The sequence below is a fragment of the Thermoflexibacter ruber genome (genome assembly GCF_900113045.1).
In the GTDB taxonomy this organism is placed as follows: Bacteria; Bacteroidota; Bacteroidia; order Cytophagales; family Thermoflexibacteraceae; genus Thermoflexibacter; species Thermoflexibacter ruber.
This window is the reverse complement of the sequence record NZ_FONY01000005.1, coordinates 116,192-135,076: the sequence shown is the minus strand read 5'-3', so window position 1 is coordinate 135,076 and position 18,885 is coordinate 116,192. Positions and strand designations below refer to the sequence as shown.

Sequence of the window (18,885 nt, the reverse complement as noted above, 5' to 3'; positions counted from 1 at the left end):
CTTTTGAAGCAGAAATATTTGGATTTTTTTAGGCTCGCCCTAAACCTTTTTTATATACTTCTAAGGCTCTATCTCTGGCAAATTCGTGGTTTATGATGGGTTTAGGATAGCTAAGTTGGCTGAACTCTGGCACCCACTTCCTAATGTATTGAAAATCTTTATCAAATTTTTGTGCTTGCAAAGTAGGGTTAAAAATGCGGAAGTAGGGAGCCGCATCGCAGCCACTTCCCGATGCCCACTGCCACCCTCCATTGTTAGAAGAAAGTTCAAAATCTATGAGTTTCTTGGCAAAGTAGGCTTCCCCCCAGCGCCAGTCTATAAGTAAATGCTTAGTCAGAAAACAGGCAGTAATCATACGAACGCGATTGTGCATAAAGCCTGTTTCGTTGAGTTCTCTCATTCCTGCATCTACTATAGGATAACCTGTTTCCCCTTTACACCAAGCCTCAAAGTCTTTTTCGTTGTTTATCCACTCAATATGGTTGTAGGCAGGATTAAACGCACTTTTCGCCGAGTGTGGGAAATGCCAAAGAATCATCATGTAAAAATCTCTCCATATCAGCTCGTTTAGCCATTTTTCACTATAAGCCAAGCCTTTTCTTGCTAATTCTCTGATACTTACCGTCCCAAAACGCAGGTGAACACTGATGCGAGAAGTACCTTGGATAGCGGGAAATTCGCGACTTTCTCCGTATCTAACTAACAATTCTTGGCTTATTGCCGAAGATGGGAAGTGGTAATCTGCCTCTACGAAACCCATTTCTTGCAAGTGAATCAAAGGCAAAGGAGAGATTTTCAAAAAGCGATAAAAATATTTTTCATTGGGATAAGATTTCAAAAAAAAGTCGTTGAGTTGTTTTTTCCATTTCCTGCTGTAAGGTGTAAAAACTGTATAAGGCTTTCTATCGTCTTTGAGTATCTCGTCCTTTTCAAAAATAGTTTGGTCTTTGAAGGTGTAAAAGGGTATGTTATTCTTTGATAATAAATGACTTACTTTTGCATCGCGTTCTTTGGCATAAGGCTCGTAGTCGTGGTTGGTATAAACTGCCTTGACCTCATATTGCTGTAAAATCTTTGCCCAAACTTCTTCTGGCTTGCCATATTGGACTAAAATGCTACTGCCTAAATTTTTAAGTTCCTCAGATAATCTTCGAATTTGCTGATAGATAAAGGTAACTCGGCGGTCTTGCTTATCTTCTAATGCGTCTAAGATATTTTTATCAAAAATAAACAAAGGAAGCACAGGCAAATCCCCTTTGAGTGCATGATAAAGCCCTGCGTTGTCGTGTAGCCTCAAATCTCTGCGATACCAAAAAATAGCGATTTTTTCCATGTATTTTTTAAATGTTTTAACAGAAAACCGATTTGTCTTATGATTGTTTATGCACCTGCCCAAGAAATTAAATCCTATTATGATTTGATTTTTTTATGCAAGTATTTCTGAAATTTAGTAACTTTGTTAAAATTCAATGAAACATTATTCACTAAATAAATTAAAACCAATATGTTATCACCAACTCAAATCAATCAAATTGCTGATAAAATCAATTCAAAAGTAGATTTGCCGCTTTTAGGCGAAAATCAAGAAAAGCAATTATTTATGACCGTAATCAACCAAATAGCCAACCTATTGAGTACGACTATGCCAAAGCAATATCAAGCTATGCTCAATGACCCTAAGCAAGGCATAGAGACTAATGAAGCCAATAAGATAGGAAATGAACTGATGCAACAGATTACTTCCAAAGTAAATATGGGCATGTTAGGCTCAGTAGGGAAAAGTATTGCCACTTCTTTTGTAGAAACCATTGTGGCTGGTCTGCAAAAGGGGGGAAAAATCTAAATCATTGATATTTTTTTATCTAAGGTTCATTCATGAGAAAACAACTTTCTTTGGTACTTCCCCCTGAAATAGCTTTTGAAAAAGAAAGGTTTGAGGCATACATCAAACAGAGTCAACAGTTACAAGAGGTTGATAATCTGTATATTCGCCAACTGCGAAGGTCTATAGATGCGCGCTCCAAGCAAGTCAAGGTGAACGTAAATGCTGAAATTTTCATAGATGAGCCTCCCTCCCAGCGTATTTCTTACCAGAAAAATTATCCTGAGGTGAGCAAGGCGGAGCAGGTCATCATCGTAGGGGCGGGACCCGCAGGAATGTTTGCTGCTTTGCGATTAGTAGAATTGGGGATAAAACCCATAGTCGTAGAACGAGGGAGCGATGTAAGAACAAGACGCAGGGACTTAGCAGCCATCAATAAGGAACACATTGTTAATCCAGAGTCTAATTATTGCTTTGGCGAGGGGGGAGCTGGTACTTATTCCGACGGCAAACTTTATACTCGCTCCACCAAACGCGGGGATTTTCAACGAATTTTAGAAATTTTTGTGGTACACGGGGCTTCAGAAGAAATTTTAGTAGATGCTCACCCACACATCGGGACAAATAAACTTCCTAACATTGTTACTGCAATTCGCCAAAGTATCATAGAAGCAGGAGGCGAAATCCATTTTAACTCTAAGGTGGTGGATTTCATCGTAAAAAATGGAGAAATGCAGGGAGTAAGATTGCAAAATGGGGTAAATTTGGAAGGTATTGGGGTAATTTTAGCCACAGGACACTCCGCACGAGATATTTTTGAACTCCTCCAACAAAAAGAAATTTACACAGAAGCAAAGCCTTTTGCTATTGGAGTACGCATAGAACACCCTCAACAAATCATAGACAGAATACAATACCATTGCGATAATCGTGGGGACTACTTGCCTGCCTCTTCGTACAGTTTGGTGAGCCAAATAGACTACAAAGGTATAGAAAAAGGTGTTTTTTCCTTTTGTATGTGTCCTGGTGGATTTATCGTTCCCTCAGCAACGGCTCAGGGAGAAGTAGTAGTGAATGGTATGTCCCCTTCGCGCCGTAACTCTAAGTTTGCTAATTCAGGTATTGTGGTGGCTGTGGACGAGAGCGATTGGAAGGATTATACAAAATTTGGGGTATTAGCGGGCATGGAATTTCAAAAAAGTATAGAGCAAAAAGCCTGTATCATCGCAGGGAATACTCAAAAAGCCCCTGCCCAACGCATGGTAGATTTTGTAAACCGAAAAGTTTCTCTTTCCTTGCCAGAAACCTCTTATCAGCCAGGACTTACTTCTGTCCTGATAGACGAGGTGCTACCTCCCCAAATTGCTCAAAGGCTTCGCAAAGGCTTCCAAGATTTTGGCAAAAAAATGAAAGGCTACCTCACCAATGAGGCAGTCGTCGTAGGAGTAGAAAGCCGTACCTCCTCCCCTGTGCGTATCCCGAGAGATAAAATTACTTATGAACACTTGCAAATCAAGCGTTTTTTTCCCTGTGGTGAGGGAGCAGGCTTTGCAGGGGGTATTGCTTCTGCTGCTATGGACGGAGAAAGGTGTGCAGAAATGCTGGTGAAACAGTATGCAAAGAAGTAAGTCAAAAGATATTTGTTGTCAAATTAATTTTTTAGCTTTGTCTAAATTTCTGAATAAAGGTAAAATAATCATGTTTACCTTGATAAAAAATACCTACAAAACTTCATCTAAGAAAATCACTATGGCTTACAGGGATACAAAAATCAAAATTATAGGCATGCTTGTCTTTTCATTTTTTTATCGCCATATTGGAGAAAGAGCTACTTTTCTGTATTTAATTCAAACGGTGCAATACTATATAGACATGCTTACTTGCATAATTAGTACTCTTATCTTTTGGGAAATAGCTAAGCAAGTAATCCGTTATGCTGACAAATATTACCCTTGGGAAAGAGATTTAGTAAAACGTCTTGTTTTTCAATGGCTTACGAGTTTTGGGATTATTACCCCTCTACAAATCGCTATTATGTTTGTGTATAATTTTTATATTGTATATCGTCCTGAGAATTTTGATTTCACAACCGTTTTTTATACTGATGTACCTTTGGTTTGGTTACTTTTTAGCGTTATGCAACTGATTTATGCTATTCTGTATTTTCAAAATTATATACAAGTTATTGAAAATAAGCAATCTAATGAGAGGAATCAGCTAAGTAATGACTATCAGAGGTTGTACATAGCCCACGAAGCACTAAAGGCACAGTTAACAGTATTGCAAACAAGTTTTCCTTTAAATAGAGATACAGAAAAAGTAGAAATCTATACGCCCTCCTCTGCCCAAGAACAGCATTTATTGGTACAGCAAGGCAATGCACTTGTACCTCTTGCTTTGAAAGAAATAGCTTATGTTTTCAAAATCAATGACTTCACACTTATTCGTACTTTTGAAAGAAAAGATTTTGGTATAGATGCTACCTTAGAGAAGTTAGAGGACATTCTTCCTAAATCCGATTTTTTTAGGCTAAATCGTCAAATAATTATTAGCAAAAAAAGTGTAAAACAAATAAAACCAGAAAACTATGGTAAATTAAATGTAGAACTTACACCTACTTATGAAGAGGAAGCAGGTGTAAGTCGTACTAAAGCCCAAGAATTTAGACAATGGTTAGGGCTTAATCTTTGAGGAACTCGTCAAAAAAGTTTTTGGCAATTCCACTCTTATTTGCCAGAAAAACTAAGAAAGCATTTTGGCTCGGAATGTATAAAAGAGTGGAGTTATAGCCTTCTAAACCGCCTGCATGACCGTAACCCTCGCCAGAGGAGAGTTTCCAAAGTTCTATGCCTAAGCCATACTCACAGTTCCCATTATCACATGAGGGTAATTTTACCCATTCTAACATCTGTCTTTGGGTCTGCTCACTTAAAAAATTGCTTTTAAACAAGAATTTACCAAACCTTAGCAAGTCTTCAGCATTGGAAATAATACCTCCATAAGGCGTTTCATAAGCGTATTGGTCATAGCGAAAAGAGTTAAAAAGTAGCCCATTTTTCAGATAATCAGAATATCCACTCGCCAATTTTTGTTTAGGGGAAGCCTCTAAAACACTCGTATTATTCATTTGGGCAGGCCGCAAAATCATTTCGTCAAGTAGGCTGGCATAGCTTTTACCTCCTGTTTTTTCCAAAATCAAGCCCAATAACAAGTAGTTAGCATTGTTATAAATCCAAGTTTTATTTGGTTCAGAATACGGTTTAAAACTGAACACGAACTCTTCAAGTTGCCAATATGGATTGTACTTTTCAAATTTTTCAGGAGTATTGGCTATCCAAAGGCTTAGTTTAGCATTACCAAGCCCAAGACTGTACATTCCGCTTGTATGATTAAGCAAATTAGTTAAAGTCATTTGGTCTGCATATTGGATTTTATTGGCTAACTCAGGCAATAATTCTCTGATAGTCTGATTCAGTCGCAACTTTCCCTGCTCTATATATTTCATAATCATTGCCGCTGTAAAGGTCTTCGTAATACTGGCTATTCTAAATTGATGACAAGATGTCATAGCTATTTTGTTTTCCAAATGGGCATAGCCATACGCTCCTTGCCAAAGCAAGCCATTTTTTTCTACTAACATACTGATACCCGGAATATTCTGCTTGATAGCCACATCTTTAATCAGTTGTGAATAAATCTGATTTTTAGGGTGATTAGAAAAATCTAATCCATTGCACTGTATTTCTTGCTGAGAAAAGGGAGGTTCTAATTTAGTACATGCAGAAAAAATAAAAGTTAAAAATAGTATTAGATTAGTTTTGAATTTTAAATTAATAAGTTTCATGTCGGTTTAAGTTTTAAAATTAAAATGAATGAAATCGGTAAGTAGTGCCTATCTGCAAACTTTGCCAAGGCATAACAGGCATAGCGTGATACAAGCCCTCTACTTGTAAAGAGTATTGGGTATAAATATCAAAAGTGCTATTGATGCGCGCGCCTAATCGCAAACGAGGCTGGGCTGAGAAGCCTGATAACCATTTGTTTTTATAGGAGGTATAGTTACCACTGCCGTCAGAAACGAAGGTTTCTTTTTGTAAAATAGAGCCTGCATAGCCCAATGCTAAACTTGGTTCTACAAACACGCTCCCTATGCCTATTCTACAAGAAATCATGGGCATAATTAGCACAGTATTTTTCAGCTTCCTATGCGAATAAAAGCTGAGGTTGAGTCCAACTTTAAAATAGCTTTTGTTCTTTAAGCCGCCAATATTCCTTTGTAACTCACCTGTTAGCATCATTCCACCCTTTGACAAAGGTGCATTATGAAAAGGTGTACCTACACCATGAGTACCTACCGCAAAATCGGCACTCCATCGACTTTGGCTCTGGGCTTTCCCTACAAATAAAAAGAAAAGCATCAGCAAAAAAATAGAAAAATGTTTCATACGTTTCGAGTATAATTAATTTGATTACAGAGCAAAAAACGCTTGAAAAACCCTGTTAGATACAAAAAAAGAGGGTGTAAAAGGCGAACTGCACCTCTTGGAGGGTGAAGTGCAAACTTTGTAGGACTGAATTGCAGTTGGAAATTAGTAGCTATCTATAGAAAGCAAAACCAAAGTGCAAGCTTCCATTACTTCTATGCCTTGCTGGGAAGCAAGTTGGGCAAGTTCTGGATTTTCTGTACCTGGATTGAAAATGAGGCGTTTAGGCTTGAGTTGGAGAATGTAATCATACCATTCCTGCTGATGTGCAGGATTGATGTATAAAGTAACTGTATGAATATCCGAAAAATATTTTTTTTCTGTATAAATAGGCAAACCAGCTATTGTACCTGTTTTTTTTCCTATGTTTATAATTGGGTGTCCTTTGGCGATTAGACGATGCGCCGCCATATTAGCATATCGTTCAGGATTTTCCGATGCTCCTATGATAAGGGTTTTTTTTGATAGAGTATTCATTTTCAAAGTAAAAACAGTGCTTTATGCAAGAACTAAGGATTCTATCGCAAAGTTCAATACTAAATTTTAAAATGGTACTTCATCTGGTGGGAAATTTTTGCCATTATCCGTATTCATCTTACTGCTGAAAGTTACCATGCTCCCCGTATCAAACTCACTTGGGATTCCGCTTATATTCGAGAAGTTCCCATACTCATAGTTTGCATTGCCTGAAATGTCTATTTCCGCATCTAAGAATTTGGTATATTTGCCAATAAAACGAAGGTTTACGCTACCAAGTGAACCGTTACGATGCTTAGAAATAATGATTTCCCCCATACCTTGCGTAGGTCTGCCCTCTGCATCTTCGGTAATACCATAATACTCAGGTCGATACAAGAAAATTACCATGTCTGCATCTTGCTCTATCGCTCCTGATTCTCTCAAATCCGAGAGTTGTGGCTTTTTATCGCCTCCTCTTGTTTCTACGGCGCGGCTTAGCTGAGAAAGAGCGATGATAGGCACGTCCAATTCTTTCGCCAACTGTTTCAAAGACCTTGAAATAGAGGCAATTTCTTGTTCTCTGTTTCCCCCAGAGTTCTTAGAAGTATCTCCTGTCATCAGTTGCAAGTAGTCTATTACGATAAGTTCTATATGGTTTTGTGCTTTCAGGCGGCGTGCTTTTGCTCTTAGCTCTAAAATTGAGAGTGCTGGGGTATCATCTATAAAAATTTTAGCATCTCGGATTTTTGTTAGCTTCATGTTCAACTGCTCCATTTCCCAGTCTTGCAAGCGACCTGTTTTAAGTTTACTACTTTCTATTTCTGCCTCTGCCGAAATCAATCTATCTACCAACTGCAAAGTCGACATTTCTAAAGAAAAAATTGCCACAGGTCTGCCAAAATCCACCGCCGCATTTCGCAAAAGGCTCAAGCTAAACGCTGTTTTTCCCATAGAGGGTCTTGCAGCTACAATTATCAAATCAGACTTTTGCCAGCCAGATGTAATTCTGTCCAGAGCAGAGAATCCTGTAGGTACGCCTGTCAATCCGTCTTTGTGTTCTTTTTTAGCTTCCAACTCCCTGATAGCCATTTGCATAGCAGAGCGAATATCTGTATAATTCTTGCGAGTAGTCGATTCAGAAATTTTAAAAAGAGCCTGCTCCATTTGGTCTAAGAGGTTAAAAGCATCAGTAGCACTTTCGTAGGCATCTCTGAGTATTTCGCCAGAGAGCCTAATGAGTTCTCGCTTGATGGCTTGCTCTATGAGGATACGCGTATGATAGACAATATTAGCCGCAGAAGCCACATTGCGCGTAAGGCTCGCCACATAGCCCGCCCCCCCTGCTAACTCTAATTCGCCAATTTTACGCAATTGATGCACCACTGTCCTAATGTCTATAGGTTCAGATTTCTCAAACAATTGACGGATAGCCTCATAAATACTTTTATGGGCTTCTTTGTAAAAAATCTCAGGAGCGAGCAAGTCAATGACTTCGTTCAAAGCATTTTTTTCTAACATCAATGCACCTAACACAGCCTCCTCAAGTTCTATGGCTTGAGGAGGTAGCTTCCCTCCCAAACTTTCCAAGTTTTCAGTATTTGCCTTGCGTTTGGTTTTTCTTGTAGTATTCTGATTATCCATAACTACTTTATAACGAAGTCTTTAGATTTAAAAATATGAAGTAATTTTAGCTACTGCCGCCCCAAGAATCAAAATAGTGGGTGGTAAAGTTATGCAAAATTTACACCATAGTAAAAATAATAGTAAGGAGAAAAATTTATTTTGTAAAAAATTCTCCTTACTATTTGTGAATCAATACATTAAAAAATACATTAATGGCTTTCTACTTCTTTATCGCTCACAAAGTCGTAGTAAGTCATATTGACGATGTGATGAATGATTTGGTCTAAGTCCTCTGCCGCTTTTTGTAAATGGCTTAGGTATAGTTTCATGTCTTCGGTACACGGGTCTTGGGAATTATTGACAATGTTGATAATTCCAAGAATATTAGCCACAGGACGGCGCAGCTCATGAGATTGGATATAAGCAATTTCTTCTAAAATATAATTTCTCTTTTTTAGAAGTTCTTGCTGTTTTTTGATGGTATCAATATCGATAACATTAAAACTTACGCCTGTAATTTCGCCTCTTTCATCATATACAGGAAAATACCTAAACTGTTTCCATTTTTTGGTACCATCAGGGTAAGGAATAAGCAACTCTTTATTTATTTTTTCTCCTGAGAGTGCTTTGGTAAAGTTTTTCTGGAAACCCTCCTCGGTGCCTTTTATCAAATATTGAGTAAAATCCATTCCCTCTTTTATTTCTACATTATAAAAATCAAAAAACTCTTTTTGAGCTACTTGGTTAAATCCTACTAAGCGGCAATTCCTGTCCAAAAGCATATATACATCTGCCGTACCGTTTGAAATAGCCTTCAACTTGATTGCTTGCTGTTTAAGTATTTTTTCTTGTTCTTTTTCTTCTGTAATGTCTTGGAAAAAAACAGTGATGCCTTCAGGAGAAGGATAAACAGTAGTAAAAAAACATTTCCCAGCAAAAAACTCCTCAAATCTGACCGTTTCTTTTTCATACATGGCTTTTTTGTATGCCTTGGGGAAGTGATAACCTTCTGTATCAGGGAATAAAGCCCATAGGTTTTTCCCTATCAATTCTGGAGATGTTAAACCTACGGTTTGCTCAAATACTTTATTGACTCTGGTAATAGTCCAAGCATGATTAACTACGCAGAAACCATCAGTGATACTATTCAAAATAGAATTGATCTTTTGAGCATATTCAAAATATTTGAGTTCGTGAACATAATTTGCCGTGTTATCATAACCAACACACAAGATTTCGACTACATTCCCAAACTCATCTTTGATAGCAGAAAAGTCCCATTTTGCCCACCAAAACTCTCCATTAGGTGCTTTTTCTCGTAATTGTACTGTGCTGGTTTCCTCGTGATGCGTAATCACTTTACTCAAGGCATGGTTGAGTTTTTCAAGGTCAATCCTGCTGTACATCGTCAAATGAGGCGTTTGCCCTAAAAGGTCTATGCCCAAGAAATCAAACTTTTTCTTGTAAGAGGGGTTTATGTAAGTATAGCAACCTACTAAATCTCTTTTTACCAAGAAATAGTGAGAGGAATTAGCAAAATGCTGGTAGAGGTGATGCTCGATGCCAGCCACAGTATCACAATCCAACAGGTTTACATCCATAAAAGTTACCGATTGATAAGATAAAAAAATAGTTGAAATTTCGTAAGTTTAGTAAAACAAGTTTCTGGATGTAGATGGTAATTCGCTTCAGTAGATAGGTGTTTCAAGTAATGTTTAATCTCAATAGATTAATTAAGATTTTGTAGGAAAATAGATTTTCAAGATAGAAAGGCTAAGATGCAATACATGAATTTGTAACGGAGAAGTGTATGCAAAAGTTCTCTCTTGCAGAGATAAAATAATTAGATACAGTAATTTAGCCAAATGAAAGAAAATAAACGCATGGTTAAGTTAAAATATCGTTGAAATATTACGTCAGAATGCAGGGAATAAATGCCCAAAAATCTGCATTTTTTTATATTTTCTACTTGATACTTTAAGCAGAGCTGTATTTAAAGCCAGCTCTGCTTTTGTTTGTTTAGAGAGCATCAATGATAAACTTAAACCAATTTGTTTTTTACCAAATACTCTGCTATCTGCACCGCATTGGTCGCTGCTCCTTTGCGAAGGTTATCTGCTACTATCCACAAATTGAGGGAGTTAGCTTGGGATTCATCTCTGCGAATACGCCCTACAAAAACCTCATCTCTGCCGTGAGCATTCATGGGCATAGGATAAATGTTGTTTTGTGGGTCATCTTGGAGAATTACGCCTTCTGTATGAGCTACAATATTTCTTACTTCAGCTAAGTCAAAATCTTGCTCAAACTCTATGTTTACAGACTCGGAGTGTCCACCCATGACAGGGATTCTTACCGTGGTTGAGGTAACTTTGATGCTGTCATCACCCATGATTTTTTTGGTTTCATTAACCATTTTCATTTCTTCTTTGGTATAGCCATTTTCTAAAAAAACGTCTATGTGGGGAAGTACGTTAAGGTCTATTTTGTGAGGATAGGCTTTCGCTCCTTCTATGCCTGCTCTCTCGTCCATGAGTTGGTCGACGGCTTTTTTTCCTGTACCTGTTACGGATTGGTAAGTAGAAACTACCACGCGTTTTATTTTGTATTTTTTATGTAAAGGGTTCAAAACCACTACCATTTGTATAGTTGAGCAGTTAGGGTTGGCAATGATTTTGTCTTCCTTGGTGAGTGTATGGGCATTGATTTCTGGGACAACCAACTTTTTGTCAGGGTGCATTCTCCACGCTGAGGAGTTGTCTATAACGGTTGTTCCCACTTCTGCAAAGCGAGGGGCGTGTTGGAGAGAAGTACCGCCACCTGCTGAGAAAATAGCAATTTGAGGCTTGAGTGCTATTGCCTCGTCCATGCTTGTAACGGTGTAGTGCTTGCCGTCAAACTCAACCTGCGAGCCTACTGATTTTTCAGAGGCAACAGGAATCAACTCTGTAACAGGGAATTTGCGTTCTTTTAGCACTTTCAAAATTTCGCCACCTACTAATCCTGTGGCACCTACTACTGCAATTCTCATCGTACAAATTATAAATTTTAAAATTGAGGGTGCAATTTAGTGCAAAATTTTTATTTTTAAATCGCAGTAGCAAATGTTTATAAAAATTTGTCAAAACCAAACTCAATTTACCTATGCCAACTATCAACGTAAACGGTGTAAACTTACACTACGAAATCAATGGAAATGGAAAAGAAACCATAGTTTTCTCACATGGGTTGTTATGGAGCGGAAAAATGTTTAGAGAACAAGTCAAATATTTTCAAGACCGCTATACTTGTGTTACCTATGACCATCGCGGTCAAGGGCAAAGCGAAGTCCCTGCCTCAGGGTACGACATGGATACAGTTTACCAAGATGCTGTGGCACTTATAGAAAAACTCAATCTCGCTCCTTGTCATTTTTTAGGGCTTTCTATGGGGGGGTTCGTAGGAATGAGAATAGCAGCTCGCCGCCCTGAATTACTCAAAAGTCTGATGCTTTTAGAAACCTCTGCGGATACTGAACCCAATAAGTCCAAATACAATCTGCTGAACTTTATGGTGAAACTCTTTGGTGTAAAATCAGTAAGTAAAAAAGTCATGCCTATCATGTTTGGAAAAACTTTTATGGAAGACCCCCAAAGGGCAGACCTTCGTAATGAGTGGAAAAGCTACTTAGAGGCTAATGCTAAGACGATTACAAGGGCGGTACAAGGCGTCATAGATAGACAAGGCGTTTTTGATGAAATTGCTGCTATTAATTTGCCTACTTTGATTGTAGTAGGTGATGAGGATATAGCTACCGTTCCAGAAAAATCACAAAGGATTCATCACCAGATAAAAAATTCAAAATTAGTGATTATTAAAAATGCAGGACATTCCTCTTGCGTAGAAGAACCTACACAAGTAAATAAAGCAATAGAGGAGTTTTTAAGTAGCTTGTAAAGTATCCTAAAAATGATTTTATAAAGAGGTAGCGCATTTATTTTGCTCAAACTCTTTCATGCTTTGTAAGATATTTTGCATCTGTTCCTCAGAAAAATCTTCCTTGTACATTTCCTCAAAAACTTTAAGTTTAAATTCTATGGGGGAAAGGTATGGACAAGTACGTCTGATTCTATTCTCTACTAATTTCTTAAATAGACTTAGCATCTCAAAACCCATTCTTGCGCGCTCTTGCACAGGTTTGGCATAGATGATTTCAAACTGTTTTTGCAAGATATGCTTTGGTGTGTCGTGTACAAATTGGGACATAAATTTTACAGAAGTTGGAATGTATTTAAATTCAAGTTTTTAATCCAATATCGAAGGTAATTATGGTCAATAGTAGGGTTTTGCAACAAACTTTCAATATCTCTGGCTTGCCTTTCGCTAAATAAAGTTTGTATCCATCGTAGTTTTGCAATAATGAGATCTTCAATCGCTATTACCCAAACTTGTCCGTCTATATCATCAAAACTTTGCCTTCTACTCATTGCCAATTTGCTATATTCTGTATCTTTCATCAAAATAAAATCTATCTTAAAACCAGAAATGTTATCTATTACATTAAACATTCCTTGCCGCTCTACTTCTTCTATAATGGTAGGTTTATGAAGGTAAAAATTCTCAAAAATAGCAATAAATTTTTCTATATCAGCCTCTTGTAAGTGAATGACTATATCAATATCTCGTGTCATTCGTGAGGTGGTATAATAACTCATTGCTAAACTTCCTGAAAGCATGTAAGAAATTTGTTGTTCTTCTAATTTTTTTGCTACTCTGTTAAATAATTCTATCACGCGCTAATAAGTAGATTAAGATTTTTATTTTTAACAAAGATAAACAAAAGCATTAATTTCTCTCTTCCCTTCCGTTCACTTCTTATTATTTTTTCAAATGTTTATTTACCTTTGCAAGCAATCAAACCTTAACAACCAATACTCATGGAATTGAAAAAAGTTGCACTGAACGACTTACACGAAAAATTAGGAGCAAAGATGACTCCTTTCGCAGGTTTTAATATGCCCTTGCGCTATACTTCTGACATAGAGGAGCACCTAACCGTAAGAAATGCAGTAGGCGTATTTGACGTGTCCCACATGGGCGAGTTTGTCATTGAAGGGGAAAAAGCCTTAGACCTTATCCAGCGAGTTACTTCCAACGATGCTTCTAAACTGTATGACGGAAAAGTGCAATATTCCTGCCTACCCAACGAGCAGGGGGGAATAGTTGATGATTTATTGGTATATCGCATGAACGCCCATACATATTATTTGGTGGTAAATGCTTCTAATATCGAGAAAGATTGGAATTGGATTAGTAAATTCAATACAGAAAGTGTCAAAATGAGCAATGTTTCTGACCAAACAAGCCTATTTGCTGTCCAAGGACCCAAGGCGTTGCCTACCTTACAAAAACTCACCGATTTAGATTTGGCATCTATGGAATACTACACTTTTAAAATAGGTAATTTGGCGGGTGTAGAAAATATAATTATCTCTGCTACAGGCTATACAGGAGCGGGAGGTTTTGAGGTTTATGTGGCTAATCCTGATGCTGAGAAAGTATGGAAAGCCATTTTTGAAGCAGGCGAGGAGTTTGGCATCAAACCTGTTGGCTTAGGGGCAAGAGATACTTTGCGCTTGGAAATGGGCTATTGCCTGTATGGGAATGACATTGATGATACTACTTCTCCTTTGGAAGCAGGTTTGGGTTGGGTTACTAAGTTCACTAAAAACTTCATAAATTCGGAAGCCTTAAAAAAGCAAAAAGAAACAGGAGTCAGTAGAAAATTAGTGGGTTTTGAAATGATAGAAAAAGGAGGTATCCCAAGAAGTCATTACGAAATTAAAAATGCTGAGGGAGAAACTATCGGCACGGTAACTTCTGGCTCACAATCTCCTTCTTTGAACAAAGGAATTGGCATGGGCTATGTACAAGTACCTTACAGTGAAGTAGGAACAGAAATTTATATTGCTATTCGTCAAAAAAATATCAAAGCACAAGTAGTCAAATTACCTTTTCTAAAAAAATAACGCAAATGAAAGGAATTATTCTTGCAGGAGGCTCAGGGACAAGACTTTATCCTATCACTATGGCAGTAAGCAAGCAACTTTTGCCTGTTTACGACAAGCCTATGATTTACTACCCCCTTTCTGCTCTGATGTTGGCTGGGATTCAGGAAATTCTTATTATTTCTACCCCCATAGACTTGCCTTATTTCAAGCGGTTATTAGGCGATGGCTCACAGATTGGCTGCCAATTTTCTTATGCGGAACAACCTCAGCCCAACGGCTTGGCTCAGGCTTTTGTCATAGGAAAACGATTTGTTGGAAATGAGAAAGTTGCTCTTATTTTAGGAGATAATATTTTCTACGGAGCGGGACTAAGTACTCTCCTCCAATCCTGCAATAGTCCCGACGGGGGAATTGTTTTTGCTTACCATGTAGCAGATCCCGAAAGGTATGGCGTAGTAGAATTTGACAAGCAGATGAATGCTATCTCGATAGAAGAAAAACCCAAGAATCCTAAATCCAACTATGCTGTACCTGGTCTATATTTTTATGATAACGAAGTAATTAGTATTGCAGCATCTATTAAGCCCTCTGCCAGAGGCGAGTATGAAATTACCGATGTGAACCAAACATACTTAAAGAATGGCAAACTCAAAGTAAAAATCCTCAATAGAGGCACAGCATGGTTAGACACGGGTACTTTTACATCGCTGATGCAAGCTGGGCAGTTTGTGCAAGTGATAGAGGAAAGACAGGGGCTAAAAGTTGGCTGCATAGAGGAAGTTGCCTATAAGATGAAATTTATCACTGCCGAGCAGTTAGAAAAAATAGCCCAGCCCCTGCTCAAAAGTGGCTATGGAAGGTATTTGATGGAACTATTAAAATAAGCCTTATCAACCAATTAGATTTATGTTTATACCTACCGAGTTTGAGGGTCTTTGGATAATTGAGCCTAAGGTTTTTAGCGATGCCAGAGGCTACTTTTATGAAAGTTTTAACCAGCAAGTCTTTGAAAAAGAAACGGGTATTTCTATCAACTTCGTGCAGGACAATCAATCTTTGTCCTCTTTTGGCGTATTGCGGGGTTTACATCTGCAGTTTGGGGAATATGCCCAAGCCAAATTGGTTAGAGTATTGAGCGGTGAAGTACTTGATGTAGTGGTAGATGTGCGACCTGACTCGCCTACTTTTGGCAAATCATTTAGTATTTTGCTATCTGCTAACAATAAAAAACAACTTTTTATTCCGCGTGGTTTTGCACATGGTTTTGTAGTTACTTCGGATACAGCAGAATTTTTTTACAAGTGTGATAATTTCTATGCCCCTCAATATGAAGGCGGAATCATATACAATGATACAGAGTTGGCTATTGATTGGCAGGTAGAGGAAAAACTCCTCATTGTTTCAGAAAGAGATAGAAAATTGCCTACTTTTAGGGAGTTTTGTCGTAAGGTATGAGGCAAAAATATCCTTTGAAATATACACAATGGTTGATTTTTATAACTTTTTCCCTTCACTGCTGTTATTCTGGAAATATCATTCTTCATAAGTTCATGTTAAATCTTCAGGATAAGAGTATTTTGATTGTAGGGGCGAGTTCAGGTATAGGTTATGAACTTGCCCAAACGTTAATAAAGCAAGGTGCGAAGGTAATTTCTGCTTCTCGTACTTCTCCACAAGGGCTTGATGTCCAACACATTAGTTTTGATGCACTAAGCGATTCAGGAAGCGAATTAGCCAATATTACACAGTTAGACGGCTTGGTGTACTGTGTAGGGAGCATAAATCTCAAACCCTTTTCTCGTCTTAGCCAAGACGATTTCCTCAAAGATTTTCAACTCAATTTGCTTGGTGCAGTGAAGGTAATACAAAATACCCTCAATGCTTTAAAAAAATCAGAAACCTCCAGTATCGTGCTTTTTAGCACGGTAGCGGTAGCAGTAGGCATGGGCTTTCATGCAAGCGTAGCCTCTGCCAAAGGAGCAGTAGAAGGCTTGGCAAAATCCTTAGCGGCTGAGTTTGCGGTGAATAAAATACGTGTGAATGTGATTGCGCCTTCGCTTACGGACACACCTTTGGCAAAAAACTTACTATCTTCGCCAGAAAAAAGAGAGGCTTCTGCCAAAAGACACCCCATTAGCCGAGTAGGTTCGCCACAAGACATGGCGAGTTTGGCAGCTTTTTTACTGTCGAGTGAAGCAAGTTGGATTACAGGTCAGATAATTGGGATAGACGGAGGCATGGGAAGTTTGAAACCTTTGTAAACAAGATTATACTCGCACTCCAATCACCAAGACATCATCGGTTTGTCGGTGCTTTTTCCCTTTCCAGTCTTGAAAGGTAAGTTCGAGAATTTCTTTCTGTTGGTTCATCTCTAAGTGATGAATACAAAATAGCAAATCCCTAAAATGTTTGGGTAGGAATTTTCGAGGCTTATTGCTTCCTTCTTCTTGCCCAAACTGGTCTTGATAGCCATCAGTAAAGATGTAAAAAGTAGTTGGTTTGTCTATTTTGACACTGTGTTTATTGAATTGAAAATTCCTGTTCCCCTTTATCCTTCCGCCTATGTGCATACGGTCGCCTTTGATGTAGTGTAGTTGAGGAATATCTGCTATGTCAGGCTGAATATATACCAAAGGATTGCTTGCACCCGCAAACTCTAAAATTCTGTTTTTCAAGTCAATGGTACAAATAGAAACGTCCATACCGTCTTTGTTTTCCGTTGCTCCCTGGTGCAGCACTTTTTGTATGCCTTTGTGCAACTCAGCCAGAATTATGTCAGGTGAGTAGATTTCTTTATCAAAAACTATCTGATTGAGCAAGGAATCGCCCAACATACTCATCAAAGCCCCAGGTACGCCATGCCCTGTGCAATCTGCCGCCACCAGTACAATTTTGTTTGCATTCGTTTCCTCCACCTCTGCAAACCAATAAAAATCTCCACTAATAATTTCTCTTGGTCTGAAAAATACGAAACTCTCAGGCAAAGCGGCCGCTATCATTTCAGTAGAGGGAAGCATAGACATTTGGATACGTTTGGCATAATTAATACTTGCCGTGATGTCTTCATTTTTCTTCTCTATGATAACATTTTTTTCCAAAATCTTTTCATTAGCATTTTTGAGTTCATTAGACTGCTCCTCGATTTCCTCTTTTTGCTTTACAATTTCTTGATTTTGTTTTTGTAATACGATGTTGATTTCCTTGTTTTTAAAGTTGTTGTAGTAAAAAATAATGGCAAAAATAGACATTAGAACTAAAATAGAAAGTAAGCCAACCAGTACAAAACGATTTTGACGTTCCTTAGCAAACTGCATTTGCATTACGGCTTCTCTTTTTTCATTTTCCGAAGCATTTTGCAAACTAATCATCTTATAATGACTTTCTTGGTTAAAAATAGAATCTTTCAAAGTCATAAATTTCTGCTGATACTCAAAGGCTTGCTCAAAATTTTGCAATTTAGCATAGGTATTTGCCAAACCTTGGTACGCATTTTTCAAATCAGGAAGGCGTTTGTAGGCTTCTGCTTGCTGTACTGCTTGCTGATAGTAAGAGAGTGCTTTTAAGTATTCGGTCTGCTCGTTGTACACCTCCCCAATGTTACACAAGGTAGCAATATTATCTCCTTTATTATCAATAAGTTTGAATGTTTCTAATGCCCTATTATAAAAATTAAGTGCTTCGCTAAACATGGCTTGCTTGGCATATACTCTGCCTATGTCGCTCAGACACATGGCATACTCTCGCTTGTTGTCCTGCTCCTCTGCCAGTTTCATTGCCCTACTTAGGTAGTTCATTGCCTGCTCGTATTCGCCTACTGCGGTAAAGATATTACCTAAATCTTTGAGATTTTCTGTTTGCCCATCTTTGTTTTTCAGTTTTTCAAAAAATTCTAAGGACTTGATTTTGAAATGATAAGCCTGCTCAAAATTTCCTTGCTCAAAGTAAATCATGCCAATAGAACTTGTTACTTTGGCAACACCCACCTCATCGTTAAGTTCCTCAAAAGCATGTAAGCATCTCAGGGAATAATCCAAAGCAGATACATAGTTGCCCAATTTGCGATGTGCATAGCCTACATAACCCAAGTGATAGGCAATATTTTTTTTATCTTTGAGTTTCTCATACAGTAGCAATGCTTTTGAGGCATATTCTAAGTTTTTTATTTCATCACCGTACAAGAAATAGGCTGAGGACTGGCGGCTAAGTGCTTCTGCCATGCTTTTTTGGTCGCTATTTTTTTCTGCCAATGCGTAGGCTTGTTGGGCGTAATCTATGACTTTTTGAGGTTGTTCTAATTCATAGTAAAAAGAAGCCAATTTAATAAGCACATCGGTTTTGGCGTTATCAGCTTGTGCTTGGTTCAATAAATGAAACAAACTATCCTCTTTTTGCCTTTCTTGGGCAAAAGATGCCAAACAAATAAAAATCAAGAAGAAAGAAAGTATTTTCTTCATTAAAAACAACTTCATAAATGCCTTTTATAAAAACGGCAATTTTTAAAAATTAG

18 protein-coding genes are annotated in these 18,885 nt (G+C 38.0%); 8 read left to right on the top strand and 10 right to left on the bottom strand.

What is annotated here, in order from left to right:
• Positions 1–28 precede the first annotated feature (28 nt).
• On the bottom strand, positions 29–1,333 hold the full coding sequence (locus BM141_RS04250; RefSeq protein ID WP_091540580.1) for a cryptochrome/photolyase family protein: 1,305 nt from the start codon (positions 1,331–1,333) through the stop codon (positions 29–31).
• Between the two features lie 171 nt (positions 1,334–1,504).
• Here BM141_RS04250 and BM141_RS04245 point away from each other — a divergent pair, with 171 nt between their 5' ends.
• The 3 genes from BM141_RS04245 (at position 1,505) to BM141_RS04235 (ending at position 4,513) form a co-directional block, all read left to right on the top strand.
• Positions 1,505–1,843, top strand: a complete 339-nt coding sequence (locus BM141_RS04245) for a hypothetical protein (protein ID WP_091540577.1) — start codon at positions 1,505–1,507, stop codon at positions 1,841–1,843.
• Positions 1,844–1,875: 32 nt separating this feature from the next.
• Positions 1,876–3,450 carry an NAD(P)/FAD-dependent oxidoreductase gene (locus BM141_RS04240; RefSeq protein WP_091540573.1) on the top strand — a complete coding sequence of 525 codons (1,575 nt, stop codon included), beginning with the start codon at positions 1,876–1,878 and terminating at the stop codon, positions 3,448–3,450.
• 70 nt (positions 3,451–3,520) lie between these two features.
• A complete protein-coding gene (locus BM141_RS04235) occupies positions 3,521–4,513 on the top strand; it encodes a LytR/AlgR family response regulator transcription factor (RefSeq protein WP_177217257.1) in 993 nt (330 codons plus the stop codon).
• On the opposite strand, the gene BM141_RS04230 is transcribed toward BM141_RS04235, so the two are convergent.
• The 6 genes from BM141_RS04230 to BM141_RS04205 all read right to left on the bottom strand — a co-directional run bounded on the left by BM141_RS04230 (position 4,503) and on the right by BM141_RS04205 (position 11,419).
• Entirely contained in the window at positions 4,503–5,666 is a 1,164-nt protein-coding gene (locus tag BM141_RS04230) for a serine hydrolase domain-containing protein (protein WP_091540567.1), read from the bottom strand. The two genes, BM141_RS04235 and BM141_RS04230, sit on opposite strands and share 11 nt — an antisense overlap.
• Before the next feature lie 19 nt (positions 5,667–5,685).
• Positions 5,686–6,267 (bottom strand): hypothetical protein, encoded by a 582-nt coding sequence (locus tag BM141_RS04225; protein WP_091540563.1) that lies wholly within the window; start codon positions 6,265–6,267, stop codon positions 5,686–5,688.
• Between the two features lie 144 nt (positions 6,268–6,411).
• Positions 6,412–6,783: a CoA-binding protein gene (locus tag BM141_RS04220; protein WP_091540560.1), complete on the bottom strand. Its 372-nt coding sequence runs from the start codon at positions 6,781–6,783 to the stop codon at positions 6,412–6,414.
• A gap of 66 nt (positions 6,784–6,849) precedes the next feature.
• On the bottom strand, positions 6,850–8,406 hold the full coding sequence (gene dnaB, locus BM141_RS04215; protein ID WP_091540557.1) for a replicative DNA helicase: 1,557 nt from the start codon (positions 8,404–8,406) through the stop codon (positions 6,850–6,852).
• A 191-nt stretch (positions 8,407–8,597) separates the two neighbouring features.
• The gene (locus BM141_RS04210; RefSeq protein ID WP_091540553.1) at positions 8,598–9,989 is read right to left on the bottom strand and encodes a PAS domain-containing protein; all 1,392 of its coding nucleotides are present in this window, start codon (positions 9,987–9,989) and stop codon (positions 8,598–8,600) included.
• Positions 9,990–10,429: 440 nt separating this feature from the next.
• The gene (locus BM141_RS04205) at positions 10,430–11,419 is read right to left on the bottom strand and encodes an aspartate-semialdehyde dehydrogenase (protein WP_091540550.1); all 990 of its coding nucleotides are present in this window, start codon (positions 11,417–11,419) and stop codon (positions 10,430–10,432) included.
• Between the two features lie 113 nt (positions 11,420–11,532).
• On the opposite strand from BM141_RS04205, the gene BM141_RS04200 reads away from it, so the two are divergent.
• Positions 11,533–12,324 (top strand): alpha/beta fold hydrolase, encoded by a 792-nt coding sequence (locus BM141_RS04200; protein ID WP_091540547.1) that lies wholly within the window; start codon positions 11,533–11,535, stop codon positions 12,322–12,324.
• A gap of 18 nt (positions 12,325–12,342) precedes the next feature.
• On the opposite strand, the gene BM141_RS04195 is transcribed toward BM141_RS04200, so the two are convergent.
• On the bottom strand, positions 12,343–12,633 hold the full coding sequence (locus BM141_RS04195) for a hypothetical protein (protein WP_091540544.1): 291 nt from the start codon (positions 12,631–12,633) through the stop codon (positions 12,343–12,345).
• A gap of 5 nt (positions 12,634–12,638) precedes the next feature.
• Positions 12,639–13,160 (bottom strand): hypothetical protein, encoded by a 522-nt coding sequence (locus BM141_RS04190; RefSeq protein ID WP_091540541.1) that lies wholly within the window; start codon positions 13,158–13,160, stop codon positions 12,639–12,641.
• Positions 13,161–13,304: 144 nt separating this feature from the next.
• Here BM141_RS04190 and gcvT point away from each other — a divergent pair, with 144 nt between their 5' ends.
• From gcvT to BM141_RS04170, 4 genes are all read left to right on the top strand, one after another.
• Complete coding sequence (gene gcvT, locus BM141_RS04185; RefSeq protein WP_177217256.1) at positions 13,305–14,396, top strand: glycine cleavage system aminomethyltransferase GcvT; 1,092 nt, start codon at positions 13,305–13,307, stop codon at positions 14,394–14,396.
• 5 nt (positions 14,397–14,401) lie between these two features.
• Positions 14,402–15,262: a glucose-1-phosphate thymidylyltransferase RfbA gene (rfbA, locus tag BM141_RS04180; protein WP_091540537.1), complete on the top strand. Its 861-nt coding sequence runs from the start codon at positions 14,402–14,404 to the stop codon at positions 15,260–15,262.
• Positions 15,263–15,284: 22 nt separating this feature from the next.
• A complete protein-coding gene (gene rfbC / locus BM141_RS04175; protein WP_091540534.1) occupies positions 15,285–15,833 on the top strand; it encodes a dTDP-4-dehydrorhamnose 3,5-epimerase in 549 nt (182 codons plus the stop codon).
• A gap of 95 nt (positions 15,834–15,928) precedes the next feature.
• Positions 15,929–16,639 carry an SDR family NAD(P)-dependent oxidoreductase gene (locus BM141_RS04170; RefSeq protein WP_091540762.1) on the top strand — a complete coding sequence of 237 codons (711 nt, stop codon included), beginning with the start codon at positions 15,929–15,931 and terminating at the stop codon, positions 16,637–16,639.
• 6 nt (positions 16,640–16,645) lie between these two features.
• Here BM141_RS04170 and BM141_RS04165 read toward each other — a convergent pair whose 3' ends face one another.
• Positions 16,646–18,847, bottom strand: a complete 2,202-nt coding sequence (locus BM141_RS04165) for a tetratricopeptide repeat protein (RefSeq protein ID WP_091540531.1) — start codon at positions 18,845–18,847, stop codon at positions 16,646–16,648.
• Positions 18,848–18,885 lie beyond the last annotated feature (38 nt).